The 24,299-nt window shown below is 54.2% G+C and carries 22 protein-coding genes; 14 read left to right on the top strand and 8 right to left on the bottom strand.

Translation table 11 applies throughout. The features are described from left to right. Window positions 1–116 precede the first annotated feature (116 nt). A complete protein-coding gene (locus EPA93_RS34700; protein WP_129891905.1) occupies window positions 117–494 on the top strand; it encodes a nuclear transport factor 2 family protein in 378 nt (125 codons plus the stop codon). Between the two features lie 87 nt (window positions 495–581). Here EPA93_RS34700 and EPA93_RS34695 read toward each other — a convergent pair whose 3' ends face one another. Continuing rightward, window positions 582–1,760: a serine hydrolase domain-containing protein gene (locus EPA93_RS34695; protein WP_129891904.1), complete on the bottom strand. Its 1,179-nt coding sequence runs from the start codon at window positions 1,758–1,760 to the stop codon at window positions 582–584. Between the two features lie 103 nt (window positions 1,761–1,863). Between EPA93_RS34695 and EPA93_RS34690 the strand changes: the two genes are divergently transcribed. The 4 genes from EPA93_RS34690 to EPA93_RS34675 all read left to right on the top strand — a co-directional run bounded on the left by EPA93_RS34690 (window position 1,864) and on the right by EPA93_RS34675 (window position 7,221). Continuing rightward, window positions 1,864–2,619, top strand: coding sequence for a TetR/AcrR family transcriptional regulator C-terminal domain-containing protein (locus EPA93_RS34690; RefSeq protein WP_129891903.1), 756 nt, complete (start codon window positions 1,864–1,866; stop codon window positions 2,617–2,619). A 370-nt stretch (window positions 2,620–2,989) separates the two neighbouring features. After that, a complete protein-coding gene (locus EPA93_RS34685) occupies window positions 2,990–3,910 on the top strand; it encodes an alpha/beta fold hydrolase (RefSeq protein ID WP_129891902.1) in 921 nt (306 codons plus the stop codon). Between the two features lie 400 nt (window positions 3,911–4,310). Beyond that, window positions 4,311–5,585 (top strand): MFS transporter, encoded by a 1,275-nt coding sequence (locus tag EPA93_RS34680; RefSeq protein WP_129891901.1) that lies wholly within the window; start codon window positions 4,311–4,313, stop codon window positions 5,583–5,585. 601 nt (window positions 5,586–6,186) lie between these two features. Continuing rightward, window positions 6,187–7,221 (top strand): glycosyltransferase 87 family protein, encoded by a 1,035-nt coding sequence (locus EPA93_RS34675; RefSeq protein ID WP_165423599.1) that lies wholly within the window; start codon window positions 6,187–6,189, stop codon window positions 7,219–7,221. 180 nt (window positions 7,222–7,401) lie between these two features. On the opposite strand, the gene EPA93_RS34670 is transcribed toward EPA93_RS34675, so the two are convergent. Beyond that, window positions 7,402–8,511: a winged helix DNA-binding domain-containing protein gene (locus EPA93_RS34670; RefSeq protein WP_129891899.1), complete on the bottom strand. Its 1,110-nt coding sequence runs from the start codon at window positions 8,509–8,511 to the stop codon at window positions 7,402–7,404. 246 nt (window positions 8,512–8,757) lie between these two features. Here EPA93_RS34670 and EPA93_RS34665 point away from each other — a divergent pair, with 246 nt between their 5' ends. Beyond that, window positions 8,758–9,825 carry an alpha/beta fold hydrolase gene (locus EPA93_RS34665; protein WP_129891898.1) on the top strand — a complete coding sequence of 356 codons (1,068 nt, stop codon included), beginning with the start codon at window positions 8,758–8,760 and terminating at the stop codon, window positions 9,823–9,825. A gap of 238 nt (window positions 9,826–10,063) precedes the next feature. On the opposite strand, the gene EPA93_RS34660 is transcribed toward EPA93_RS34665, so the two are convergent. The 3 genes from EPA93_RS34660 to EPA93_RS34650 all read right to left on the bottom strand — a co-directional run bounded on the left by EPA93_RS34660 (window position 10,064) and on the right by EPA93_RS34650 (window position 12,002). After that, window positions 10,064–10,570: a DinB family protein gene (locus EPA93_RS34660; RefSeq protein ID WP_129891897.1), complete on the bottom strand. Its 507-nt coding sequence runs from the start codon at window positions 10,568–10,570 to the stop codon at window positions 10,064–10,066. A gap of 226 nt (window positions 10,571–10,796) precedes the next feature. After that, a complete protein-coding gene (locus EPA93_RS34655; protein ID WP_129891896.1) occupies window positions 10,797–11,474 on the bottom strand; it encodes a TetR/AcrR family transcriptional regulator C-terminal domain-containing protein in 678 nt (225 codons plus the stop codon). A gap of 84 nt (window positions 11,475–11,558) precedes the next feature. Then, window positions 11,559–12,002 (bottom strand): ester cyclase, encoded by a 444-nt coding sequence (locus tag EPA93_RS34650; RefSeq protein WP_129891895.1) that lies wholly within the window; start codon window positions 12,000–12,002, stop codon window positions 11,559–11,561. Window positions 12,003–12,416: 414 nt separating this feature from the next. Between EPA93_RS34650 and EPA93_RS48705 the strand changes: the two genes are divergently transcribed. The 4 genes from EPA93_RS48705 to EPA93_RS34630 all read left to right on the top strand — a co-directional run bounded on the left by EPA93_RS48705 (window position 12,417) and on the right by EPA93_RS34630 (window position 17,650). Further along, window positions 12,417–15,542: a winged helix-turn-helix domain-containing protein gene (locus EPA93_RS48705; RefSeq protein ID WP_165423598.1), complete on the top strand. Its 3,126-nt coding sequence runs from the start codon at window positions 12,417–12,419 to the stop codon at window positions 15,540–15,542. A gap of 146 nt (window positions 15,543–15,688) precedes the next feature. Further along, complete coding sequence (locus EPA93_RS34640) at window positions 15,689–16,114, top strand: PPOX class F420-dependent oxidoreductase (RefSeq protein ID WP_129891894.1); 426 nt, start codon at window positions 15,689–15,691, stop codon at window positions 16,112–16,114. Window positions 16,115–16,128: 14 nt separating this feature from the next. After that, window positions 16,129–16,761 carry a nitroreductase family protein gene (locus EPA93_RS34635; RefSeq protein WP_129891893.1) on the top strand — a complete coding sequence of 211 codons (633 nt, stop codon included), beginning with the start codon at window positions 16,129–16,131 and terminating at the stop codon, window positions 16,759–16,761. A 34-nt stretch (window positions 16,762–16,795) separates the two neighbouring features. After that, window positions 16,796–17,650, top strand: coding sequence for an NmrA/HSCARG family protein (locus EPA93_RS34630; protein ID WP_129891892.1), 855 nt, complete (start codon window positions 16,796–16,798; stop codon window positions 17,648–17,650). An 88-nt stretch (window positions 17,651–17,738) separates the two neighbouring features. Here the strand turns inward: EPA93_RS34630 and EPA93_RS34625 are convergent, their stop codons facing one another. Together EPA93_RS34625 and EPA93_RS34620 are read right to left on the bottom strand one after the other, a co-directional pair. After that, window positions 17,739–18,578 carry an MBL fold metallo-hydrolase gene (locus EPA93_RS34625; protein WP_129891891.1) on the bottom strand — a complete coding sequence of 280 codons (840 nt, stop codon included), beginning with the start codon at window positions 18,576–18,578 and terminating at the stop codon, window positions 17,739–17,741. A gap of 171 nt (window positions 18,579–18,749) precedes the next feature. Further along, the gene (locus EPA93_RS34620) at window positions 18,750–19,718 is read right to left on the bottom strand and encodes an oxidoreductase (RefSeq protein WP_129891890.1); all 969 of its coding nucleotides are present in this window, start codon (window positions 19,716–19,718) and stop codon (window positions 18,750–18,752) included. Window positions 19,719–20,248: 530 nt separating this feature from the next. On the opposite strand from EPA93_RS34620, the gene EPA93_RS34615 reads away from it, so the two are divergent. Continuing rightward, complete coding sequence (locus EPA93_RS34615) at window positions 20,249–22,111, top strand: prolyl oligopeptidase family serine peptidase (RefSeq protein ID WP_129891889.1); 1,863 nt, start codon at window positions 20,249–20,251, stop codon at window positions 22,109–22,111. Further along, window positions 22,077–22,409, top strand: coding sequence for a hypothetical protein (locus tag EPA93_RS34610; RefSeq protein ID WP_129891888.1), 333 nt, complete (start codon window positions 22,077–22,079; stop codon window positions 22,407–22,409). Before EPA93_RS34615 ends, EPA93_RS34610 begins: the two co-directional genes overlap by 35 nt. A gap of 787 nt (window positions 22,410–23,196) precedes the next feature. Here the strand turns inward: EPA93_RS34610 and EPA93_RS34605 are convergent. Then, window positions 23,197–23,400 (bottom strand): helix-turn-helix domain-containing protein, encoded by a 204-nt coding sequence (locus EPA93_RS34605; protein WP_277988992.1) that lies wholly within the window; start codon window positions 23,398–23,400, stop codon window positions 23,197–23,199. 176 nt (window positions 23,401–23,576) lie between these two features. Here EPA93_RS34605 and EPA93_RS34600 point away from each other — a divergent pair, with 176 nt between their 5' ends. Both EPA93_RS34600 and EPA93_RS34595 read left to right on the top strand, forming a co-directional pair. Continuing rightward, window positions 23,577–23,837: a hypothetical protein gene (locus EPA93_RS34600; RefSeq protein ID WP_129891886.1), complete on the top strand. Its 261-nt coding sequence runs from the start codon at window positions 23,577–23,579 to the stop codon at window positions 23,835–23,837. 22 nt (window positions 23,838–23,859) lie between these two features. Beyond that, complete coding sequence (locus EPA93_RS34595; protein ID WP_129891885.1) at window positions 23,860–24,261, top strand: hypothetical protein; 402 nt, start codon at window positions 23,860–23,862, stop codon at window positions 24,259–24,261. Window positions 24,262–24,299: the final 38 nt, after the last annotated feature.

Raw genomic sequence — 24,299 nt, 5'->3', positions numbered from 1 at the left:
AAGCTGCAAAAAGGTCTTCCACAGCTCCCTAAAAATGGCTCAGGCGAGAGCACTGAGGTGGACAAAAGTGTTATGCTGTAGTAGAACTTTTGTTTAAATATTCGCAAGGAGGCCATATGGACAACGCATCAGCAAACCAGCTCATTCTTAGCTATGTTCAAGGCTGGTTAGCTGCCGACCGCGAGCAGATCTTGAGCACGCTCGATCCCGCTTGCGTGGTAATAGAATCATACGGACCAACCTATCGGGGTAAAGAGATGGTCGGGCGCTGGATTGATTCCTGGTTTGCGCCAGGCAACGTTGTGACGCGCTGGGAGATAACTTCTTTCACTGCCACGTCTGAGGAATGCTTCTTTGAGTGGGACTTTGCATGCATCTCTGATGGCGAGCGCGGTGGATTTGAAGGCGCATCGATTGCTCGGCTAAGCGAAGGAAGAATTGTCTATCTTCGCGAATATGCCACGACGGCCCCGCGCCACGAGTGGGAAGGATAAGCAAGATTTAATGATCGCCGCTCATCTTCCCACAGGTAGTTCGGAGAACAGGCAGCTTCCTTCTGCAACGCTCTAGCCAATCCTGGCTTATGGCGCCAGGCAGCTATAGAGGCTCCTGATGAGGCTTGTAGTGCGTTCGTCGTTGCCCTCCACAAGTCCTGTCATCTTATTGGTCACGTAACCAAAGGCCAGGGCGTGTTCGGGATCGGCAAAGCCAAGCGCTCCCGTTGAGCCAGCGTGGCCGAAGGCTCTTGCGCCAAAGTCCGGCCAGAGCCCACTTCCTGGCAGCATAAAGCCCAGGCCATAGAGGGTGTAGATACGCAAAACCTGGTCAAGGCCGCTCGACTCGACGTTACGCGCCTGCTCGACAAGCTCTGGCCGCAAAAGGCGCGTACCATCAACCTCGCCAATCAGAGTTGCGTACAGGCGCGCAAGGGAGGTTGCCGTACCCAGGCCACCGCCTGCTGGGTCTTCTGCAGCATAATACTGCGGATTGTTGACATCCTCAAAGGTAAGAGTTGTCGCCGCAAAGGTGGCCTTATAGAGCAAGGAGCCTGGATCAACCATAGCCTGGCTGAAAGCGGCAAGCGCTGGATCGGTGAGACCGCGCGCCATCTCTTCTTGCGTGGGAACGACTACAGAAGCCACTCGCCCCGTCAGAGCTTCGGGCAAGCCAATGTAGAGTTCGAGGCCCAGGGGAGCGGCGATTTCCTGGGCAAAGAATTGCCCTATGGTGAGACCGGTGATGCGCCGAATCACTTCGCTAATGGCCCAGCCTATTGTGAGAGCATGATAGCCGTGAGCCGTTCCCGGCTTCCACCAGGGACGTTGAGCCGCGATAGCCTCAATAATGGGCGTATAGGCTATTTCGTCCTCGTAGCTGATCGGTTTATCCAGGGCTGCAACCCCTGAGCGATGGGAAAGCAGCCAGCGTACGGGAATGGCTGCTTTGCCTTCAGCCGCAAACTCGGGCCAATAGCGAGAGACCGGAGCATCAAGATCAAGCAGGCCACGCTCAACAAGCAGTAAAGCTGATGCTGCCACCATGCCCTTTGAGGCTGAGGCCAGCCAGGAAAGCGTGTCATGCTGCCAGGGTACCCCGGCTTGCTGATTGGCCAGGCCAGCCCACAGATCAAGAACTGGTTTGCCGTGCTGATAGACACACAGAGCAGCTCCAACCTCGTGCCCTTGCTCAAATAGTGACTGGAATTCATCGCGAACGGAGGTAAAGCGTGGTTCAACATTCCCTTGTAAAGAGACGGTCATAAGGAGTTCCTTTCTCTTAGCAATAACATATTCAAACGACGTCCCATCTCTCGAACGTTGTTCGATTATAGCACAATGTAAGTCTATATGATACACTGGCGCTATGTCAAGCACAAAAAAAGACGCCAACAAGGGCGAACTGCCATCAATCTGGCTTCGTCCAAGACGAGCGGCGCGCAAAGCTTTGCCTCCCTTAAGCCAGGAGCGGATTGTACAGGAGGCAATCAGCTTGCTCGATGAACAAGGCTTTGAGGGATTATCCATGCGACGATTGGCTGAGCGGCTGGGCGCCGGAGCTGCCTCTCTTTACTGGTATGTAGCAACCAAAGAAGATCTGTTGGAACTTGTTATGGATGTGATCCTCCAGGATATATCACGAGAGGAGGCGCCTTCTTCTGATTGGCGGACGGAACTGCAGCGATTAGCGGCGGGATTACGCGCCATAATCCTGCGCCATCCCTGGTCAGGCCAGCTGCTCGGCGCATATCCCCAGTTGGGGCCGAATGCCCTGGCCTTCACCGAGGCAGTCTTGCGAGCCTTAGATCGAGCGGGATTAGCTGGTCCATTGCTGGATGGTGCACTTTCAGCGATCTTTCATTACGTCATAGGCTGTGCGCTCACCGATGCTGCGCTGCAGGTGAGTATGCAGCGCAGCCAGATCGATGAGGATGATTGGCACAATGCTATCAAGAAGCTGCTTGAAGAGGAGGAGCAGCGTACAGCATTGATGGCTTATCTCAGCCAAAGGAGCCATGATGATATTGAGCAACGTTTTCTCCTTGGGCTTAAATGCGTGCTCGACGGGCTGGAACAGTGGAGCCGTGGAAACGCGCCTTCTTCAGAACGAGCAAACGCTTAAGCCTGTGGTCTGGAGGCTGAGCTGTGGCAGCCAGAGAGGGACAGATTGAGATCCTGACATTTGTACTCCCAGCCCATCGGCTAAGGGTCGGGTATCTGGGAATGGACTGACATATCCTGCTAAGTTTGTGACTCATGGTGTTTTCTGGGTGCCTGTAACAGTCTTGATATGTTGCGTGCTGACCACCGGGCGATGATGCTAACACACAGTTCCGAAGGCACCCTGAGCGACACAAAATTGTGCGTAAGGCGATCTCGTCATTTAGCGATAAGGTGATAGCAAATCTCACCTCCGAGACGCTTGCCATAGCGCCGCGATCCTGGAGAGCGAGGAGCAAAAAAACAGCCAGACAGAAAGGAAACAAAGGCTGATGTCACCTTCTCATGATGAATTAATACACAAGAATGATACTCCACCACTGGGTAAGCAGTACGATATTGGTGGCGGTCGCCGCATCAATCTACATTATGCGGGAACTGGCACGCCAGCGGTAGTCATCGAAGCGGGCGCTGGCGGATTTGGCTTTGATTACTATAGCATCTTCGAGCTGTGCGCCCAACGCACAACCTGTGTGCTCTACGACCGTGCAGGCAGTGGGTGGAGTGACCCAGCTCCAGGCGAGCGCTCCGTACGCGAGATGATGGCAGATCTGCACACCGCGCTCGATAAAGCGTCAGTCACAGGTCCATACCTCCTGGTCGGCCACTCGCTGGGTGGGCTGTTGATACAGGCCTTCGCCCAACACTTCCCAGATGAGGTGGTAGGCCTGGTGCTCATCGATCCTTCAGTTAAAGGCATTCCGCTGCCCAAGGATAGCGATGAGGCCGTCGTGCTGGATATGCTGGAAAAGTTGAAGAACAATCCCGCGCTCTGGCGTGAGTGGTACCCGACGCTGTTCGCGGAGTGGGAGAAGCTGCCTGCACAGGTGCGTGACCCGCTCATTGCCCGTCACATGGACTCTGACCATATCGCCTGTGGCCTTCACGATATGCTGAGCGCACGACAAATTCAGGAAGATGTTATCAACGGACCAGCCCTGCCCGATATCCCTGTCATAGTCCTGACCGGCATGCAAATCGACTCCGTGCCAGGTCGCTCAGATGAAGAGAAGCAGGCCTTCAACCAGATCAAGCTGGCAGCACACGCGGCCTTCGCCAATTCCGTCACACAAGGCGAGCATCGTGTCTTGCAGGATGCCGGGCATCTCTTCTACACACAGCGTCCAGACGTAGTAGTAGCAGCGATCTTCGACCTCCTCGACCTGGTTGCCAGAAGCTCGCGACATCGCTGATCAAGCCTGAGCTTCTCATCTACAAGAGCAGCATCTCGTTGTGCATCTTGCTGGGAGGATCGATTCGCTGGCAGGAGCCAATGTGTCAGTTGCCTACAACTGATTCGAAATGCTGCTCTCTCTATTGAGAACACGACCGGTTCATCTCATCCCCTTCGCAAGGGTAGTCAGGTAGTACTTGTATCAAGCCCATACTCAATAAGCCATAGTGCAGGGCAGAAGGGGATGCTAACCGGTAAATCCATAAAAAGAGACAGGAGAAAGATGTATCAATAACAGAGTTGATAATAATTCACTTTATTTTGATTTTATTTGCTATTACTATTGACAATTTTTTCATCGTTATGTTACTATTGCCATGTAGACAATAAAAAATAGCAAATAGATAAGGAATTTCCCTGTGAACGAAACATGTGAACATATAGCCGAGCAAACTATACCTCAGGAGGATACGCGTCCCAAACGTATGACCAGCGCCTTGATCCTTCTGTCTTTTTGTGTGGCCTTTCTGATGACCGGCTTTGGCATCATAGTTCCGGTCTATCCGCAGCGTTTGCAAGCGCTCGGCCTGGGAGCCGAGACCCTGGCCCTCATGGAAGCCGGCTTTGGTCTGGGCATGTTCCTCTTTAGCACACCTATGGGAACCCTGGCCGATCGCATTGGACGCCGACCGATTGTGCTTCTCTCGCTCTCCGGCTTTATTGTGACGAATATTGCCCTGGCCTTTGTCAACGTACCGGCACTCTTCATCCTGATTCGTTTTGTCGAGGGTGCGCTTGTCGCCGGCCTATTTCCCGTCGCCTCTGCCATCGTCGGCGATAGCGTCACGCCGGAGCAGCAAGGGCGCTGGCTGGGCATTCTCACCACGGCCCAGGCGGCGGGAACCGCGCTCGGGCCTGGCGTTGGTGGCCTGCTCTATCAAGCCTGGGGATTTTCAGTGCCCTTTCTCTTCTCAGCCGGGTTGGCCCTTGTGGCCTCTCTGCTCGCCCTCTTTATGTTGCCCGAGACCCTGCCAGCTCATGTGCGCGAGAAGGCTCGCCTGCGCAAAACTGAGAAGCAGTCAGGGGCGAAAAGCGCCCGCGGAGACATGCTTGGCTTGATCTGGCTATTTGCCGGACTCTTCGTGATCGATTTCGGCATGGCCTTCACCTATCCCTTTGCCCTGCCACAATATCCCTTCTTTTTCGAGCAAACGCTGCACTATACGGCCGCAGAATATGGAGCGATTATCAGCGTTTTCGGTCTGGCCATGGGCTTCTTCCCTATGCTTCTGGGTGGCCTGAGCGCTCGTTTGCCACGCAAACTGCTCATCATCGTAGGAATCGTGCTCTCGGCCGCCATGAATGTGGGCATGCTCTTCTTACATCAGTACCCATTGCTGATCGCTTCAGCCGTGCTGACCGGAGCTGGCGTCGCCCTGATCATGCCAGCCCTGGGCACGGTCTACCTTAGCGAGACAAACGACGAGAATCGTTCGCAAGCCATGGGGCTGCGCGGCTCGGTAATCTCGCTGGCTATTCTGATCGCGCCCTTGAGTCAAGCCGCCGTTGCCCACTGGATCACGCCACAGATCACCTTTGCGATTAGCCTGGCCATTGCCCTTGTTGTTACCGTGACCGCCTGCTTCGTGCTAAAGAATCAGAAAGCCAGCGCGCCCCAGGCAAGCCAGGTCTGATCCTAGCTCACTTGAGCAATAGGCAAGTAAGTAGTATAACGCCCGCCATACTTGGTACAGAATCGAGTCAGCGGGCGCTACTCGTTATAACAAGCCTTCGCACGGCCTCTTCTGGGAACTTCCTCCACACAGGTATTTCCTATCTTCATCATTAGAGCTTTATCTCCCATATATGGCGCTTTGTTAGTGTCTTTACTGTAACTATACTCGTCTATACAGATATGCAAGCATTAGAGTCCCGTAGCGTAAGAAGATCGGTCTCTTACAGTAACTTACAAAAGGAGACGGATGCATGTTGTACTCACTACTTGTGAAAATGCAGAATTGGCGCATAGAAAAGGGTAGGCCGAGGTTAGAACAGGGTTGGCACATTACTTTGATGTTGGGTGTACTACTCCTACTTTTTTCTCTCCTCTATCAATTCCTTGCTTTAGTCGCTCCCCCTCTTGATGGTCCAAACAAACTATTCTTTCTTATCTGGGTACTTTGCTTTCTCTGCTATTTCGCTTTTTGTGCTTACATCCTGATGAGCACCCGTCCTCCTAGCAGGTGGCTTTGGCTTCAACTTGGAATTATCTTCCTCGGAGCTACTGTATTCCGTGTGCAGCTGCTCCCCCTTCCACTCGGGCTCTCGCGTGACGCCTGGAGATATTTATGGGACGCTCATATACTTCTGCACGGCTATAGTCCTTACCTCTATGCTCCCAACAATCCAATTTTTGCTCCGCTGCATGGCAGCATTTACACAAATACTCCCTATCGCGAGTTTCCAACTAAATATCCCCCCGGTGCAGAACTCTTTTATATCCTTGGCTATCTCTTATCGCCAAAAAACCTTGTTGGTCTCAAGGGCCTCTTTGTGCTCTGCGATTTGCTGACCTGCGTTGCGCTTGCCATTCTCCTGGCTTGTAGAGGGCTTGATCCACGCCAGGTCATCGTCTATGCCTGGTGTCCTCTTCCTATTGTTGAGTTTTCCATTCAGGGCCACGTCGATGCTCTCGTTATAGCCTGTACCGTTATTGCCGTCTTTTGTTCGCGCGGTTCTAGCAGGACTGCTCGTATCACCTCCGGAGTATTTCTTGGCCTGGCGATCCTGGCAAAACTTTATCCTGCTCTGCTCCTTCTGGTGCTAGTGCGACGCCGAGATTGGAACCTGCCTGCCGCGTGCGCTCTCACCGTTGTTCTGGGATATCTACCATTCCTGTGGCTCAGCCACGGCCAGATTGCCGCAGTGGTCTTATCTTTTAGCGGTCAGGATACATTGCATCCAAGCTTTATACAGAATGGGCTTTTGCTATTGGGACACAGCATGCAGCTCGCGCCAACTACTATGCTGGTGGTCGGTCGCGTGATTGAGGGGGCTATAGGCGTTAGTACGGTCCTTTTTGTAAAGCGCCAATTTTCGCGCAAACATATAAGTATCGAAGGAGCAGTTCTGGTGCTTATTGGGATAGGATCATGCCTTTACTCATATGTCTTTCCCTGGTATATACCCGCCCTTTTACCCTGGATCGCAGTGCTCATAGCTCCGTTGCGCAGAATTAGTCAAGGCTTCAGCATCAAAAAGCTCGCAATTGTTGTCGTCTGCCTGAGCACATATGCGGTTATACTCACGTATCTACCGGATCTTAGATAGGCCGCTTGCGCTGTTTCAGTTATAGACAAGGGAGAAAAGGCTACGCGTGCTTGCAGCCGCAAGGAAGTAAAGCCTGATCCAGGGCTCACCTGAGCGATATAAGTAGTACTACGCTCGCCAAACTCGGTACGAGATAGAGCCAGCGAGCGCTGCTAATTACCGCAACACCCGGAGCTCAGATTATGTAGGATCGATGATCTGAAGCTCAACACTCTCTGCGCTATCCGCGACCCAGTGTAACAAACATTCTCCTTCCGCGAGCAGGACGGACCTGACCTGAGCAGAGAGCGGCTTAAACGGTTCGATGAGCAGGCGGACAGTTTTGCGCCCACGCTCAATCTTCCAGGTTCCGGCGACGAAGCCATCGAGCAGGAAGGTCGCGCGCACGCGTCCAACAGTAAGAAAGACCGCGGTACGATATTCATCGGCAATGATGCGCCGACGCTCGGCAAAGGCCAGCAGAAGATTATCAAATTCGGGCAGAAAGCGTGGGGGAGCCGGAGCTGTGGCCATAGGCAAAGGCGCATCCGGGAGATCAAACAGTTCCTGGCCTTGCTCATTGCGGAACGTGCGTAGGGAAGAGCGGTAGCGCTTCACAACATCCTGTAAGCGCGAGAGTCCCGACCAGGCTTGCATATCTTTGATCGTGGCCGGTCCAAAGGCTGCCAGATAGCGCAGAATGAGGAGACGCAAGCCCTCATCCGCTGAGGCAAACGGATATTTCAGGCAGTTCTGGGCTAGCTCCAGAGATGGATTGCTCGCAAAGTCCCAGCTGCCGGCCGGTGGAACCTGTACAAGCGGTAACTGCGTACGAACCGCGTAGGCCAGCAAGGCCGGATCGATCTCGGGAAACTGCGCAGCCAGCGTGCTACGGATCTCAGCAAACGTACGCGGGCGCTCTTGAATAGAGACGCGAGCTGCCTCAACAAACTGCTCAATGGGCAATTCCTTAACTCGTTTGCCAAAGAAAGCGTAAAGTGAGCGGGTCAAAGCCGGCTGCAAGGCAGAGCGTAGAAGGGCATAATCCTCAGCCATCATCACTTGCAGGGTCGCGCGCATCATCGTCGCTCGCACAGCTTGTCGGCTGGCGAGCAACTCCGTCAAGCTTGCCCGCTCAAACTCAGCTAAACGTGTCCACAAACCGAGATAGGGAGGTTGAGGGAGCTGCGCTTGCAGCGCAATGAGCTGCTTGAGCCCATCAAGGGGACTCAGCGACGTTCTCTCTAAAAGAAACTGGCGCGCCAGTGTACTCCGATTCAGGTCTCTTAAAGTCAGCTTGCGTTCGCCCATAGCTTAGCTCCTCCTCCCTGGAATCAATAAGCCGACGCCCAGTCATAGACATATGAAATAGAAGTGTCTGGGATGCCGAAAACACACCCAATCCGTGCATATTTTTCTTGACCTTGCATGAAAGGCAGCTTTATAGTTAGAGCAGCAAGATATGCACTATACCGTTCATTTGTGAACAAGATGTATTATATTCTCTCTTTTGCCCCATGACAATGGGAGGAAGACAGTAAGGAATAAATTCAAGCGATGGATGAAGCTCTACTACTTCCTGGTATTCAGCAGCACAAAATCAGAACAGATAGGCTACGGTCAGCCTATCTTCGGGCAGGCCAGGGCGCGATGCCGCTAGTTCTGCTCCACGGTAATACCTCATCATCACTTTTCTACCAGGACTTTATGCTCGCCCTTGCACGCTCAGGACTTTACGCTATCTATGCTCCTGACATGCGCGGATTTGGCAAGAGTGAAGGGCGAGCGGTAGATGCGACGCATGGTGCGCGCGATTTCTCTGCTGACCTGGCGGCTTTTGTTCAGGCACTCAAATTGCCGCGCTTCCACGCTATGGGCTGGTCGTTAGGAGGTAATGTGGTCATACAGTATGCCCTCGATTATCCAGGCTGGCTTCGTTCGCTTACGCTGGAAGCTCCAGCTTCTCCTTTTGGCCTTGGTGGAACAAAGGACGTTGAGGGAACACCAACCTGGCCCGATTTTGCCGGGAGCGGAGGTGGTACAGCGGCTCCAACAGAGCTGGTGAAACGCATGGCAGCAGGCGATAGAGGGAGCGAGCGCTATTCCCCTCGAACTATCCTCAATAATCTCTACTTCAAGCCTTCTTTCCGCCTGAGCCTGGAACGCGAAGAGATCTTGCTCTCGGCCTTTTTAATGACAAAGGTGGGGCCAGAAAATTTCCCGGGCGAGATCATGCCTTCGCGCAATTGGCCACTGGTAGCACCAGGGCTGACGGGAATAAATAACGCCTTCTCTCCCAAGTATCTAAACCAATGGGGGCTTGTGGAGCTCCCTGAAAAGCCACCAGTGCTCTGGGTGCACGGCACAGATGACTTGATTGTCTCCGATAGCGCTATGACAGATTTTGGCGGCCTGGGAGAACGGGGCCTGGCTCCTGGCTGGCCCGGTGTCGAGATATACCCACCTCAGCCGATGAAAAAGCAAATACGCAGCATGCTAAGAGCCTATCAACAGAATGGCGGGGAAGTTCAGGAAGTGGAATTTCCTGATTGCGGCCATATTCCACATATTGAGAAACAGGAGGAAATGCTACGCGTGCTGACAGCCTTTATCGAGGCACATTAAGACTAAAGGGAAAAGTGAGAGGGGATGGAATGTAGTGGAGGGTTGAAAACCCCACGTCTTCATCCCCCTAAAGGTACAGTTAACATGGAATCTCTACCTTGAAATGTAGAGATATATACATTATATCCAAGCTTCCAAATGTCTCTTTAACGCGACAGTAGCAAGCTCCCTGCCTTCGTTTTCCCTACGAGCGGATGCCTGGTTTCCAGGCCAGAGACCTCTCGTTTGGCTGCCATGCTCACATGGCGTCGAACCACCAGCCTTGCATGTGGCGGATCGTCGTAATCTCGCAGGTATGATAGCTATTGTGGGCAATCATGCTATAAACGAGGTGGCGACGAGTATTCCAACTCTCTCCATCAGAGATACCTGTATCCAATTCGGCCTCGCTCAGGCCAGCCACATAGCGCACCAGCTCCGCATTGGCCTCCAGAGCTGCTTTGCGCGCTGCCTGCCAGCCGGCCTCACCGCTAGCCTCGCCCACCGCTGGCCAGCCGCTACCATCCGCCGAGCCCAGGGCCGCACTATCCACCGGAAGCCCTTGCAGTTGGCGCAATGTTGCTTTCTGCCAGTAGCAGACGTGATTGACTACAGCCCACACGCTATTAAAGTGCGGCGCGGGAACCGTAGCGGCCTGGGCCGCCGTTAAACCAGCGGTAGCTTCCGTAAAAGGCGAAAACCAACCAGGGGTGGTACTCGTGAACAAGAGATCAAGCGCTTCGGCCGTGTGATTGCTTGCGGACATAATAATTTAACTCCTCGCTGCAAGCTTCTTAGCTCATCCAGAACTATGCTTACCGAACCCCGGGTTACGAGATCGCGGTAAGCGGTATGAGTTCTACTGTGTTCTTTGCATTACTGGCAGCCTCAGAGAAGGGCGGCGTTCATGCTTGCAACACTGCTAAGGATAGCAAGTCAAACTTGTCAACGGCCTGTCATGTTAAAAGATGGAGTACCCTCTTAATAAATGTTCAATCTGAAGAGTCGTCATGCCCTTTCTGAGAAGCAAGCATTGCCATTCCCGCAAAGAGCGCATCGAGGGCAAATTCGAAACGGGAGCGGTGATCTTCGGTCTGGCCGAGCCCATCTGCAATAGCGGCAGCCAGGAAGGGAAATTCGAGGGGATCGAGCGTGCCTTCTAGCGCAGCCGTATCGGGTGCCGCATCCTCGTGTCCGGGCGTCTCGCCCACTTCAGCCAGGGTATGGCCAACAACAAACGTCGTAACTATGTTGAGGACCTGAAACGCATGCAGTGGACTCAGACCGGTCGCGCACAATCCTGCTACGATCTGCTCAACCAGACGAAGCGAAACCGGCGTCATGGCAGGCCGAGTGGCAATCAGCGGAAGCAAGCGAGGATGACGAAGCAGTTCCTCGTGCAGGGCAACAGCCAGCCCACGTAGCCAGCGAGCCCACTCTTCAGGCGGTCCCACTGGCACGTTAAGAGCCTTGATGGCCTCTCGTTCAATCAAGCCATCGAGGATGGCGTCCTTGTTGGGAAAGTAGTAATAAAGCGTCATGGCCTCGATCCCCAGTTGAACGCCGAGTTTGCGCATGGAAAGCCCTGCAATTCCGTCGCGATCTACCAACGCAAGAGCCGCATCAAGCACCAGTTCACGCGAGATCTTTGGCCGGCCAGATCTCCCCATCTTTTATCGCTCCTGTTATTGTCAAGTAAGTTCTCCAGAACATACCAATAAACTTATCTCATGACAAGTTATAGTAATGTGTGGCTAATCGATCTCCGGCCAATCCCAACCTAGCTGTAGGAAGAGCCCCAGGCGATCGCTGACCGCTCGAATCTCCTTGATTTTTCCATCCTTGACTGTGAAGATGTAGATGGCCTCGTTCTCAAAGCTCCGGTTTGTGGGCACGGGCATACGCGGGTGGCTCCCGGAATTAACGCCACTCTGGGTGATTCGTGCCGCCACGCGGTTATCCTCGGCAATAAGCTCTTCGACACGCATCTGAGCCGGATTGAAAGCCATCATCTGCTGGCGGAAGCCCTCAAAAGCGGCGCCTGGTTCATCCGCTTCACCATGAATGATTTTGTTATGGTCAATCACATCAGAAGCCATGAAATCTGCCAATGCTTCGAGCTGGCGGTTGTTGATTGCCCGAAAAAATCCCTGTATAACCAGCTTGTTCCGTTCTAGCACTGTGCTATCAACTGTCATCTGCTTTCCCTTTCTCCTAATCTAACAATAAAGCGACAAAGTTACAATGCTTTCTTACACTGTAAGAAAGTATAATCTTACAGTGTAAGAAAGTCAAGAGACACTGATCTTGCGTCTGGGTATGCAGTAAAGTTTGCAGATGTCTCAATATGGGCCGATGAGCCAGAGCGATGCCTGACATAGAGGAGAGAGTCCTTTTTACATATTTCATTTGTTTTTATGCATTTAGTAATAGGGATGAAAAACACGAGATAAGATTGGCAAGATGGCTTCAGATTTGCCGGCGCTTCTTGAAGTTCACGGCCCTGGCGTGCTACACTGAGTTTGTTCTAGAACTGTAGGGAGTAGAACCCGAAGGATTATAGTTGTTCTGGAACTAGCCCGATTTGCGGCAGGAGATAAGGAAGGAAGCGCATGGAACTGCGAGCCCCCAGGCTGAGCGGTAGTGTAGTCATTGACCACAGCCTGACCTATCAAGAAGATGCTCAGGAAATTACTATCTCGCTTGACTCCCCGGACTGGTATGCCTGGTTGGAGCAAGCGCATTCCTTCTCTTTTCGCGGCTCGGAAGGCAGCTTTACCGCGCATAAGGCTCGGGCGAGCAATCGACGCGGCGGCTGGTACTGGTACGCGTATCGGCGGCGACACGGCCAGCTTCTCCGCGCCTATCTGGGCTCCTCATCGGCACTCACACTTGAACGCTTACGCGCGGCAGCTCGCCAGCTGGCCGACAGCGCTGCTGAGGCAAAAGCAGAGCCACCAGACTCGGTAGAAACTTTGCGAGCTCTACCGATGCGTTCGCGGGAGCAGCTTCAAGCCAGCCTGCTTGCCACCAGCTTTCATATTCCGCGCCTGCCCAGCCAGCATATCGCCAGGCCGCGCTTACTCAAACAGCTTGAGCAGGGAACACAGAAGCGCCTGACCCTCGTTTCGGCTCCGGCCGGATCTGGCAAGACCACCCTGCTAGCGGCCTGGACGCGCGCCACTACTTTGCCCGTGGCCTGGCTCTCGCTTGAAAATACCGACAATGATCCCTTGCGCTTCCTCTCCTACCTCTTCGCGGCCCTCAAGCAGCTCGTCAAGCATAGTGAAAGCGCCGACTTGCCAGCGCTCCAGCTTTCCTCTGGGCTTTCCTGGCAGGAGGTCAAGATCCAGTTTGTCAACGAACTGGCACGTCTGCTCAGTAGCGAGGTCGTCCTGATTCTCGATGATTATCATCTTATCAACAATGAGCTTATTCACGAGGCCCTACGCTTTATCCTTGAACATGCCCCCGCTTCGCTGCACCTGGTTATCGGCACCCGTAGCGAGCCGCCATTACCACTGGCTCGCCTGCGTGCCCATAGCCAGCTTACGGCAATTGGCGCCGAAGAGCTACGCTTCTCCGCGCCTGAATTGCGCGCCTTCTTAGCAGGCATGGGCTATGCTCTCTCCTCAGCCGAACTGGAGATCATAGAGCAGCAGACCCAGGGCTGGGTTGTCGGCGTCCATCTGCTGGCCCTCACGCTTGGCAAGCCCGAGCAGGCCAACGCTTTGCAGCGCTTCGAGGCGGGCGCCCATCGCTTCTTCTTGGAATATGTGAGCGAGGAGATCCTTGCGCAACAGAGCGAGCCAGTACGCACCTTTTTGTTACGCACCAGCATTCTAGAGCGCCTGACGGACCCGCTGTGTGCTGCGGTAGCCGACCTGCCCACCGCTCCGCTGCTGGCTGATCTGCAGCGCGCCAATCTTTTAGTGCATGGACTTGATGAGAGCGGAACCTGGTATCGCTACCATCCCCTGTTTGCCGAGGCTTTGCGCGCGCATTTGCACAAACAGGATGCCTCCTTAGTGCCAGAGCTCTATCTACGTGCCAGCCTCTGGCATGAGCAACAGGGCTGTGGAGAGCTGGCCTATGCATACGCTCTGCGTTCCGATAATCGCAAACGGGCCGCGAACCTGCTCGCTGAACTTGTGCCGCAATTGCTGGTCGAGGGAAAACTAACGCGCTTAAGCCAGTGGTTACAGCAACTTTCGCCTGAGCTGATTGCCGCCTCGCCCTCGCTCAGCCTGGCCTCGATCTGGCTTCAATGTCAGGCCAACAATGCTCCCAGCCTCATTGCTCAGCTTGAGGAGCAGCTTGAGCACCATCCCCCATCCGACGATTCGCCCTGGGCCGCCTTGCAGGGCGAGCTAACATTACAGCGGGCCTGGTCGGCCTTGCTTCAGAACGATAGCAAACTGAGCATTGCCCTCATTTCCCGCAACCTGCATGCTCATTTGAAGCGCGATAGCATTCTCAGCCGCCTAATTGCCGTGCGCCAACGCCTCATACTCAGCACTGCCTATCGGACCAGCGGCGATCTAGAAGCAGCCGAGCGCGCCCTGCTCGATACTTCCTGCCTGCATATAAGCCGAGTAGATCATCTCTTGTACCTCTTAGTCACTATGGAGCTGGCCCAGCTCTATGAGACCCAGGGACAGCTTCGCAAGCTTGAGCAGCTCATGCGGAAAGCCTTGCGCCAACTCGATAGGGCGGACAGGTCGGTATCTCTGCCCCGGGCCATCTTGCTGGCCCGCTACGCGGCACTTCTCTACGAGTGGGATCAGCCCGAGCCAGCCGAGGCTACCGTGCGGGAAGCCGTGGAGGTGATGCAGAGTCTTGATCTCTCCATCCCTAACTTTTCCTTGCTCTGCCTATGGATACAGGCGCGCCTCGCCCTGAAGCGTGGAGATAAACAGTACGCTCGGCAACTGCTTGAACGTGAGGAGACTAGTAGCGTGCGGTTTCTCCCTCTAGACTCAATGACGCTCCTACAGAATACGATGCCGGCCCACGCTATCCTCGCACGCCTGGCCTTAGCCGGCGGTCTGCTCGAACATACCACGCTCTGGGAGAAGGCACGCGGCATTCGCTTCGACGACCCCATTGTATCTCATCCCCTGAGCAGCAGCTACGCCGACTATACGACCCTGGCCCGCATCTTGCTGGCCCGTGGACGCGAACAGCGCGATCCCCTGGCCCTTACCCAGGCTCTAAGCTTGCTTGAGCGCCTGCGCCAGGCTATCAACGGCCTGGGTGGCCACGGCTGGTTTATCGAGATTCAGATGCTCACAGCGCTTGTTCTGCAGGCGCAGGGCAAGACGAAACGCGCCTTGTATACCCTGGGAGCCGTCGTAGCCCAGGCTGAGCCACAGGGCTACATACGCCTCTTCGCCGATGAAGGCCAGCCCATGGCCCACCTCCTGGCTCAGCTCACCCCCTATACCTCAGCTTCAACCGGCTATCTGCAGCGCCTGCAGGATGCCATAGTGCCAACCAGCCCTGAAACTCTGGGCGAGCAGCCGCACGTGCGCGGGCAGCTAATTGAGCCTTTGACTTTGCGCGAAGAGGAGATCCTGCACCTGCTGGCCGCAGGCCTCTCTAATCAGCAGATCGCCACGCGCCTGGTAATCAGTCTGCATACTGTCAAGCTGCACGTCAAGCATATCCTGGCCAAGCTCACCGCAACCAATCGGACCCAGGCAGTCACGCGCGCCCGTGAACTCCATTTGCTCTAGCCCTGCACCAATACCACCCTGAATACTTCTTTCGAGGTAAGACGAACCGCCTCGCCACGCGCTAAACTTTTCTGCACAAAGAAGATCTTTTCGCATGCCTGGCTTACTTCTAGCCAATTTATAGAGCTCAGAATGGAGAGAATATTATGTCAACAATACCAGAGGACTTTCTTGATATCCTGCAGGCGACGACCCTGGCCCATCTTGCTACCATCGGACCAAAGGGAGAACCGCAGGTAAGCGCTGTCTGGTTCATCTGGGATGGAACCCATATCCTGATCAGCATGAGCAAAGAGCGCCAGAAGTATCGCAATCTTTTGCGCGAGCCACGCGCCGCCCTTTCCATCGTTGATCCTAACAACGCTACTCGCTCGCTTGAGATACGCAGTAAAGCTGTCAGCCTCACTGAAGATACAGATTATCGCATCAACTCGCTCATCTCAAAAAAATATACCGGCAATGTATACACTGCGCAGAATCCTAATCCTCACCTCAAGCCGGGAGAGGAACGCGTAGTTGCCGCTATCGAGCCGGGGCGCGTCAATGTTTTTCCTTTCAGAAACAACAAGTAAAGGATCACATTATTATGCCTGCACTTAATCTTTCATTTGACGAAGTGTTAACTACGACACGCTCCGTACGTAAGCGCCTGGATCTCACGCGACCTGTAGAGCCAGAAGTGATTCGTGAATGCCTGGAACTGGCCGTACAGGCTCCCACGCCGGGCGACCGCCAGAACTGGCATTTTCTGGTGGTGACCGATCCCGCCCAGCGCCAAGCCCTGGCCGAGCTCTATCGCAAGGGCGCGGTCGGTATGGACGAACATGTGGAACAAAGGATCGCTGAAGATCCGCATTTTGTCAAATCGGGAGAATCGGCGCTGTACCTGATCGAGCACCTGCATGAAGTACCCGTGCATGTTATTCCCTGTATCGAGGGACGGAGCGAGAATCTATCTACTCCATATCAGGCCAGCACCTGGGGTGCCATCCTACCCGCGACCTGGAGCTTTATGCTGGCGGCTCGTTCGCGCGGCCTGGGAACTGTGCTCACTAGCGTGCACCTCCTCTATGAGCGAGAGGCAGCCGACATATTGGGCATCCCATACGATGAGGTCATGCAGGTTGGGCTCATCCCCCTGGCCTATACGGTTGGCACCAGCTTCAAGCCGGCCACGCGCAAACCGCTAGAAACTGTGCTGCACTGGGAGCGCTGGTAAAATTCGCTAGATGCATGCAGAAACGGAGCAAGCTATGAATAAAACTGACAAGATTATTCTGGTAACGGGCGCCACGGGTCAGCAGGGTGGGGCTACGGCTCGTCACCTGCTGGCAGAGGGCTGGCACGTGCGCGCCTTGAGTCGTGACCTCAGCAAGCCGCAGGTCGCGGCTTTGCGCCGGGCCGGAGCTGAGGTCGTGCAGGGCGATCATGCCGATCGCGCTTCGTTGGAGGCGGCCATGCAAGGCGTCTATGGCGTCTATAGCGTTCAGCCCCACGTGGCAGACGAGACTCTGCAGGGCAAGAACATTGCCGAGGCGGCTAAAGCAGCTGGCGTTCAGCACTTTGTCTATATGTCGGGCGAGAGCGCTGAAGGCCTCTATCGGATCGGCGCCAACATCAGTAAGTGGGAGATCGAGCAGCACGTTAAGGCGCTTGGTTTGCCCGCGACGATTCTGCGCGCCTCCGGCTTTATGGAATCCTTGCTAGGTCCCTTCCTGGATTTGGCAAACAGAATCTTTTCTATGCCGCTCAGGCCCGATGTGGCCATGAATCTAATCGCCGTTGACGATATCGGAGCCTTTGCTGCTCTCGTTTTCGCCAAGCCTGGCGAGTTTCTCGGCAAGACCATGACCGTCGCCGCCGATTCGCTGACGCTGGCCCAGATTGCCGCCGCGCTCAGCCGAGCCAGTGGGCGCCAGATCTCCTATGTGCAGATCCCGCTTGAGACTGTCCGTCAGCAGAGCGAAGAATTTGCCCGCGTGAGCGAGTTCTTCAATAATGGCGGATACGAAGCCGATATCTCGCTTGCGCGCCGGCTCTATCCGGCGCTGATGGACTTCGAGACCTGGCTAGGACGCCAGAGCCAGGTCTTACTTAGAGCGCAATAGTCAAAATAGGAATGATCTGGTAGAGCATTTGCAGCCCATTGCTTCTCAATGGCGCCATGAGATATAGGGGCGGCCGCAATGGTTCGCCCTATGAATTGGTAAGCTGGCCTGTCAATTCAGCATAGACGCTCTTGATCGCAGTAGGCAAGCGGTCTTCGCGTGCGCGGGGAGAGAGGGACTGCAGTTCGGCGCTCATTTTTGCCACGCTGGTCTCGCGATCCCAGTGCGCAATTTCATTGGCGACACGCGTACGTAGCTCTTCTATCCATGTGCGCTGTGCACGCAGAGCCTCGGGAGGTTGAATGGGGCCATGACCAGGTACAACGTGCCGCGGGTTCAATTGCTCAAGGCGCTTCAGGACGCGAATCCAGTTGGCCGAATCGCCTTCTGGTGGCATTCCCGGGAAGCTACTATTGAAGAGCAAATCGCCTGCGAACAATGTGCGCGACGCAGGCAACCAGGCTACGCTATCGCTGGAGCTATGCGCCGCGCCCAGGTGGAGCAGTTGGACCTCAAGCTCGCCGACAAAGATAGTCAGGCTCTCCTGAAACGTGATGGACGGCAGGGTAATCATCGTGACATCGCTAAGCATCTCACTAACATCCGGGTCCTGTTTCCACAAAGCCAGGGTTTGTTCTCCGGTCCTGGCCATGGCTTCGCGAGCACCCTGCTGAGCAATAATCGAGCCATTGGCAAAAACCTGGTTACCAAAGACATGATCGCCATGATGGTGTGTGTTGAACAGGGTGGGCTCTCCCTGTGGCTGGTATTGCCGTGCCGCAGCGTACAAAGCTGTTGCTTCTGCTACGCAAATTCCCGAATCGATGACCAGCGCATGCCCGCGATTTGCAATCAGACCACAATTACAATATCCTCCGAGCGCTGCCATAGCTCCTGGAGCCAATTCCTGTAGCGTGAGATCAGACATTATCAATCCTTTCGTGACGAGGCAATAATAATTAATCGGCCCACTGATCCCAGCATTATGTCAGGCACAATCCTGGCCGTGGCCTGGCAGACCTGGCCAGGATGCTAAAGTGCTTCTTCTCATAAGCTTAGCCAGTGAGCTGCTTAGAGATCGCAAGCCGAATTTGGGCGCTTACAGGCCTACTAGATCCTGCGAGACCTGCCAGAGTCGCTCAGCCCTCTCCGGGTCCAGGGCATAGGGCATATAGCCGTGGAAAGCCTCGGTGAGCTGATTTTCGCTGGAATCATGCGGGCCAGCCTCGTTACAATCTTCAAGGTAGCGCCCACCAATGCCCGCAAGCTCGGGAGCAACTGCGGCCCATATCGAGGTAGCCGCGCCCTGCTCGGGAGTTTTGTTGAAGCGCGCAGTCAGATTGCCTTGCTCATCGACCCAACCCACGCTACGCCATTCCTCTTGTGGCACGTGCTGCTGCAGCCCGGTATGAATGCCGCCTGGATTGACGGCGTTGGCCGTGATGCCATGCCGTGCAAAATGGTGGGTCAGGCCAACGGCAAAGAGGGCATCGGCGGTTTTGGATTGGCCGTAGGCTTCCCAGCGATCATAGGGACGCTGACGATACTGGATATCCTCAAAGTGGATATCGGAGCGGCGATGTCCGCTGGAACTGAGCGCAACTACGCGGGCGGGAGCAGCTGCCTGCAGGGCTGGCATAAGCAGGAGCGTCAAGAGATAGTGCCCTAGATGGTTGGTACCAAATTGTAGCTCAAAACCATCGGTAGTATAGCCGTGGGGTGTGGCCATAATCCCGGCGTTATTAATCAGCAGATCCAGCTTGGACCAGCGGCCGCTAAACTGCTCGGCGGCCTGGCGGATCGAAGCCAGCGAGCCAAGGTTCAGCACGAGCACGTGAGCCTTATCGTTGCCCGTGACCGTACGCAGGTCTCGGGCCACATGCTCCCCTTTCTCCGCGTCACGTACGGCAAGAATCACCTCGGCCCGAGCCGAGAGCAGCGCGCGAGCCGTCTCAACTCCTAAACCCGAGCTGGCGCCCGTAACAAGAGCCGTTTTACCGCTGAGATCATGATTCGCGATAACCTCAGCCGCCGTCGATTGAGCATTAAAACGAGAAGTAACAGGCATAGAGCATTCCTTTCATAATTGTTTGCGCCGTCTGTGCGACAGGAAGAGCAGAGAAATTGGGTCCGCTCCGCTGGCCTACGGCGCTCAGGCCCGATATTGCAGAATTTACATGTTGTGTTTGTTGAGCCAGCAAATTGTCAGCTTCTCAATGCTTTCGCCGACAACACGAAGTGTACAACCTGGAGTGGACTCCAGGTCAAGAGGGAATCTGGCCAGGGATACTCTACTGAAACATCTGCGGATACTTTTTATGATCTCCACTTCCAGGTTTGCTAGTGTCAGGTTATTCTTCTCGTAGTCTGTCCGGGCAATCGCAGAGCAAAAAGAAATGATCTGTAATCCCGCTGCACTCAGCCGCTTGAAGCAGATTTATTCCTCCCGAGATTTTTTCTGAAGAACTCCTTGACAATTTCTATTCATAAGACTAAGATATATTTAAATTAGTAACTAAGATAATTTTTTGAAATGTTACTAATTTCATTAATTAAATTGATGGAGCATAATTTTGGTAACTAAGGAAGGAAGATACCATGCTTCAAACCATGCGCTTTGATCAAGATGCCCCCTGGAAACAGCGCTTTCGCGCTCCTGCGATCATGTGGACCCAACTAGCGGCTGCGAACAAGACACGCGGGATCGTCGCCAGCACTCGTTCGGGGCAAATCTATGCCTGGGATGTCCCCGCGGGCTCGCTGCGGCAGGTGACGCAGCACAAGGGTGGCCTCTACTACGCCTATCTTTCTGCGGATGGGCGCACCATCTACTATCATGATGATGCGCAAGGCAACGAGATGGGGCATTTCGTGCGTGTCTCTTTTGAGGGCGGTGCTCCCGAAGATATTACCCCGGAGCTGCCTCCCTATGCGTTCTTTGGCATGCAAGGCAGCCGAGCCAATAACCTGCTGGCCATCATTGCCTTTAACCAGGAAGGGTTCATGCTCTATTGCATAGATATAGGACCTGACGGGACGCTCTCCCCTGCACGCAAAATCCATCAAGAGCCTTCTATGATCCGTGCATCCTACTTCTCCCCAGGCTTTGTTTCCGCCGATGGCGCTCTCGTGGCCCTTGGCTCAAGCTCGCGCTCTGGAAACCTTAACTTTAGCCTGTTGATCCTCGATGCCCACACGGGCCAGCCCATCGGGGAGCTGTGGAAAGAGCAGCAGAGTTTCGAGCCGCTTGCGTTCTCCCCCCTGGCCGGAGATGAGCGTCTCCTGGCTAGCAGTAACGAGACGGGGATGAAACGACCCTTCCTCTGGCATCCGCGCACCGCCGAGCGGAAAGAGCTTGCCCTCTCTCCTCTGGAAGGAGACGTGGAGCCGCTAGACTGGTCAGAGGATGGACGGCAGATCTTACTGTGTCAGTCATGGCAGGCAGTGCAGAATCTCTACCTCTACGATCTCGAAAACGCTACCCTTTCGCCCCTGCAGGTTCCTGGTGGCTCGCTAGGGTACCATGATTCGCTGGGCCGGAAAGCCTCCTTTGGGCCGGAGAATGAGATCTTCGCAGAATGGACAGATGCCACTCACCCCAGTCAGGTGATCGCGCTTAGCCGTACGACAGGGACCCGCACTCGCACCGTCTTACCCTCAGCTGAGGTACCGGTGGGCCGCCCCTGGCGCTCGGTAAGCTTTCCATCTTCTGACGGGCAGATGGTGCAGGGCTGGCTAGCCGTTCCCGATAGGCAAGGTCCATACCCTGTCATCATTGAGATGCATGGCGGAATGGCTACGTTGCAGAGAGAAACATTTGCTCCTGCCAGCCAGGCATGGCTGGATGCTGGCTTTGCCTTTCTCTCGGTCAATTTTCGCGGATCATCCACCTTTGGGCGCGCCTTCGAGCGCAAGGTGTGGGGTGATCTGGGCCATTGGGAATGTGAAGATGTGGTAGCGGCCCGCAAGTTCCTGATCAAGGAGGGCATCGCCACTGCTTCCCAGATCTTTCTGACGGGTGCGTCCTTCGGCGGGTATCTTACGCTGCTCTTGATCGGCAAATATCCAGATCTCTGGGCTGGTGGCATGGCGGAGGCGCCAGTTGTCGGTTTGGAGACGCTCTACGAAACGACCGGGGGAGCAATGCGCAGCGTGCAAATGTCGCTTCTTGGGGGCACACCAGAGGAGCAGCCTGAACGCTACCAGGCCAGCTCAGCCATGACCTACATCGAGCAGGTGCGTGCACCGGTGCTGATTCTGGCGGGACGCAACGATTATCGTTCGCCTGCTCGTCCCATCGAGCTGTATGAGCAGAAGATGAAAGAACAGGGCAAAGAGATTGAGGTAGTCTGGTTCGACGCAGGCCATATTAGCGCAGCGTTGCAGCCTGAGCTTGGAATCACCTACCAGGAACACCTGCTACGTTTTGCCGCGCGGGTACTTGGTCAGCCACGACCCTGAGATTCGCAGCTATTACCTGGCCGGGTGCAGCGCCTTAACCGGCGATGGCAGACAACCTCTGGAGGCTCCTGGCTTCAAGCTCCATGAACGCGTGCCCGCCATTGCCGCCTCACTCACGCGACAAGCCCCTTTTTCAGAGCCCCGTGTGAGTGAGGCAGAAAAAATCTGCAAGAGCCTGGCCAAGACCCAGCGCCGGGATTTCTCGCCTGGAAAGCTATTGTCGCGTAACATCTGGTATACCCTGCTCCTGCTAGAAGGATACTCTACTGAAACATCTGCGGATATTTCGCTTTGGTGATCTCCACTTCCAGACTTGCTAGTGCTAAGTTATCCTTCCCGTAGTCTGTCCGGGCAATCTCAGAACAGATCTTTTCAATGCGCACAATATTTATCCACGAATCAATGCTTTTGACGATACCAAGAGCTTCACTTGCTTTCTCGACAGCCCTGCTAAAACAATCTTCTGCAGATGTAATGTGTTTCCTGGTCAGATATGCTTGACCCTCAATGACATATGACTTTGCTTCCAAGATCATAAATACGAAGGCGAAGAGGATAGGAATTTGGGGCTCTCGCCCCAAGCCCCGGTTAAGGGCCAGCCCTTAACAATCCCTTTTTTAGAGAACGGGAAAGCCTTGAATATAGAACCTTTCAATGCGGGGGGCGTAAATGTAAGCTCTTCAGTTAATACATAGAAGAGGTGAAAGAATATTGAGCAAGAGAAAGAGGCCAGGGTGCTAGGCAAATCACCCTGGAATATCAGGCAAGACAGTATGTATTTAAGAATTTACTCCTACTGTTCGGCATGAATATCTCGTCAAGCGTCAGGAAAACATTGCAGGGTACTTTCAAGAACTCTAGCGATATATGACGCTATTCGAAATTGCTGTTGTGGTTGCTCAGATCATAGCTGATGCTTAGTTAGCCCCATGTGCAAGTTTTTCCACCGCCTACGACGGTGAAGTGAGAAGAGAGGCTGTGGCACGCCGCGATCGAGCGGATTCGCCCCATTACCTCTCCGGGGGAGAGAGTTCCACCGACAAGGGCTCTGCCCCTATCCCGTTTCTCCAAAGTGACACATCTCGTTAGTTATTAGTTGCATCATCTGGCAATACTTCATAAAGATCGCCAATTTCTACCTGCAAAGCATTGGCGATACGCTCCAGGGTTCCAAGGCCAGGATCACGCTGTCGATTATGGTAGAGGTCCTGTACAGTGCTAATAGATACATCAGCGAGCCGCGAGAGCTTCGACTGACTCATGCCCTTCTCTTGGAGTACTTCTTTCAACCGCAATCGTATCAATCGCAGTACTCCTTCTTTCAAATATCTCTTGCTACTATACAAGGACTCTCTGAGATGTTACAATAAGACCATAACCTTATGGTTAAAAAAGTAAGTTTATAAAAGTAAGGTTGTATAAGTAATGTTCGGCGACTTCGTTTCTTTTCAAAGGGGGAAGCATAATGCAATTGTTTGAGGACTATCTAAAAGCCCACCGTCTGCTAGCTCTGGCCGTTGCGAATCGTGCATGCGTGCGCTACCTCACCGTGTATAACGCGCTAAAAGGCAATCCGATCTCGCCTCAACACGCTGAGCAGATTCGACAAGCGGTCCTCATTATGACTGGCATTTCCTTTACCGGTTGTTTCATTCTGAGACATCCGACGCCAGCACATGAATTGCCAAACATCTCATGGAGGATAGCCAGACAGCAACTCAGTTAAGGTCGCAGGGAGGAGATCAATTATGAAAAAACATCGTGTGCGTGGTAAAGGCGTGAGGATCAAGCGCAAGCTGCCCTGTTTGACGTTTACCATAGATCAATTGCTCGTCTTGAAATCGGGGCTCGCCCTCTTTGAACAGATAGCCCAGGCCCAAAACAAGCCCTTGCCTAATTTAGACATCGCGCTGATCACCGTCAAAGGCGTTAAGACAAAAATCCAGCGCATGCTAACCCTGAATGGCTGGCGTGAGACAACCACCTTTGATGCCAATGAAATAACTGTGCTAAAATCGTCGGTCTGGATGCTGCTGATCTCCTTAGAGACAATGGAACAATCGCCTGAAACACAGCGGCAGCAACAGATCTGTGAACAGCTCAAGGCGCTGCTCTCCAGTTCTGCAGACCTGCAGCAGCGCTACCACTGACGAAAAGGCACGCAGCGACGGAACTTAAAAGGAGACCA

The organism is Ktedonosporobacter rubrisoli, assembly GCF_004208415.1.
In the GTDB taxonomy this organism is placed as follows: domain Bacteria; phylum Chloroflexota; class Ktedonobacteria; order Ktedonobacterales; family Ktedonobacteraceae; genus Ktedonosporobacter; species Ktedonosporobacter rubrisoli.
The sequence above is the reverse complement of the archived record's forward strand: the minus strand, read 5'-3'. Positions and strand labels throughout refer to the sequence as shown.

Coding starts and splice junctions, on each gene's coding strand:
- EPA93_RS34700 (WP_129891905.1), top strand. CDS start 117: ATGGACAACGCATCAGCAAACCAGCTCATTCTTAGCTATGTTCAAGGC.
- EPA93_RS34695 (WP_129891904.1), bottom strand. CDS start 1,760: ATGACCGTCTCTTTACAAGGGAATGTTGAACCACGCTTTACCTCCGTT.
- EPA93_RS34690 (WP_129891903.1), top strand. CDS start 1,864: ATGTCAAGCACAAAAAAAGACGCCAACAAGGGCGAACTGCCATCAATC.
- EPA93_RS34685 (WP_129891902.1), top strand. CDS start 2,990: ATGTCACCTTCTCATGATGAATTAATACACAAGAATGATACTCCACCA.
- EPA93_RS34670 (WP_129891899.1), bottom strand. CDS start 8,511: ATGGGCGAACGCAAGCTGACTTTAAGAGACCTGAATCGGAGTACACTG.
- EPA93_RS34665 (WP_129891898.1), top strand. CDS start 8,758: ATGGATGAAGCTCTACTACTTCCTGGTATTCAGCAGCACAAAATCAGA.
- EPA93_RS34660 (WP_129891897.1), bottom strand. CDS start 10,570: ATGTCCGCAAGCAATCACACGGCCGAAGCGCTTGATCTCTTGTTCACG.
- EPA93_RS34655 (WP_129891896.1), bottom strand. CDS start 11,474: ATGGGGAGATCTGGCCGGCCAAAGATCTCGCGTGAACTGGTGCTTGAT.
- EPA93_RS34650 (WP_129891895.1), bottom strand. CDS start 12,002: ATGACAGTTGATAGCACAGTGCTAGAACGGAACAAGCTGGTTATACAG.
- EPA93_RS48705 (WP_165423598.1), top strand. CDS start 12,417: ATGGAACTGCGAGCCCCCAGGCTGAGCGGTAGTGTAGTCATTGACCAC.
- EPA93_RS34640 (WP_129891894.1), top strand. CDS start 15,689: ATGTCAACAATACCAGAGGACTTTCTTGATATCCTGCAGGCGACGACC.
- EPA93_RS34635 (WP_129891893.1), top strand. CDS start 16,129: ATGCCTGCACTTAATCTTTCATTTGACGAAGTGTTAACTACGACACGC.
- EPA93_RS34630 (WP_129891892.1), top strand. CDS start 16,796: ATGAATAAAACTGACAAGATTATTCTGGTAACGGGCGCCACGGGTCAG.
- EPA93_RS34625 (WP_129891891.1), bottom strand. CDS start 18,578: ATGTCTGATCTCACGCTACAGGAATTGGCTCCAGGAGCTATGGCAGCG.
- EPA93_RS34620 (WP_129891890.1), bottom strand. CDS start 19,718: ATGCCTGTTACTTCTCGTTTTAATGCTCAATCGACGGCGGCTGAGGTT.
- EPA93_RS34615 (WP_129891889.1), top strand. CDS start 20,249: ATGCTTCAAACCATGCGCTTTGATCAAGATGCCCCCTGGAAACAGCGC.
- EPA93_RS34600 (WP_129891886.1), top strand. CDS start 23,577: ATGCAATTGTTTGAGGACTATCTAAAAGCCCACCGTCTGCTAGCTCTG.
- EPA93_RS34595 (WP_129891885.1), top strand. CDS start 23,860: ATGAAAAAACATCGTGTGCGTGGTAAAGGCGTGAGGATCAAGCGCAAG.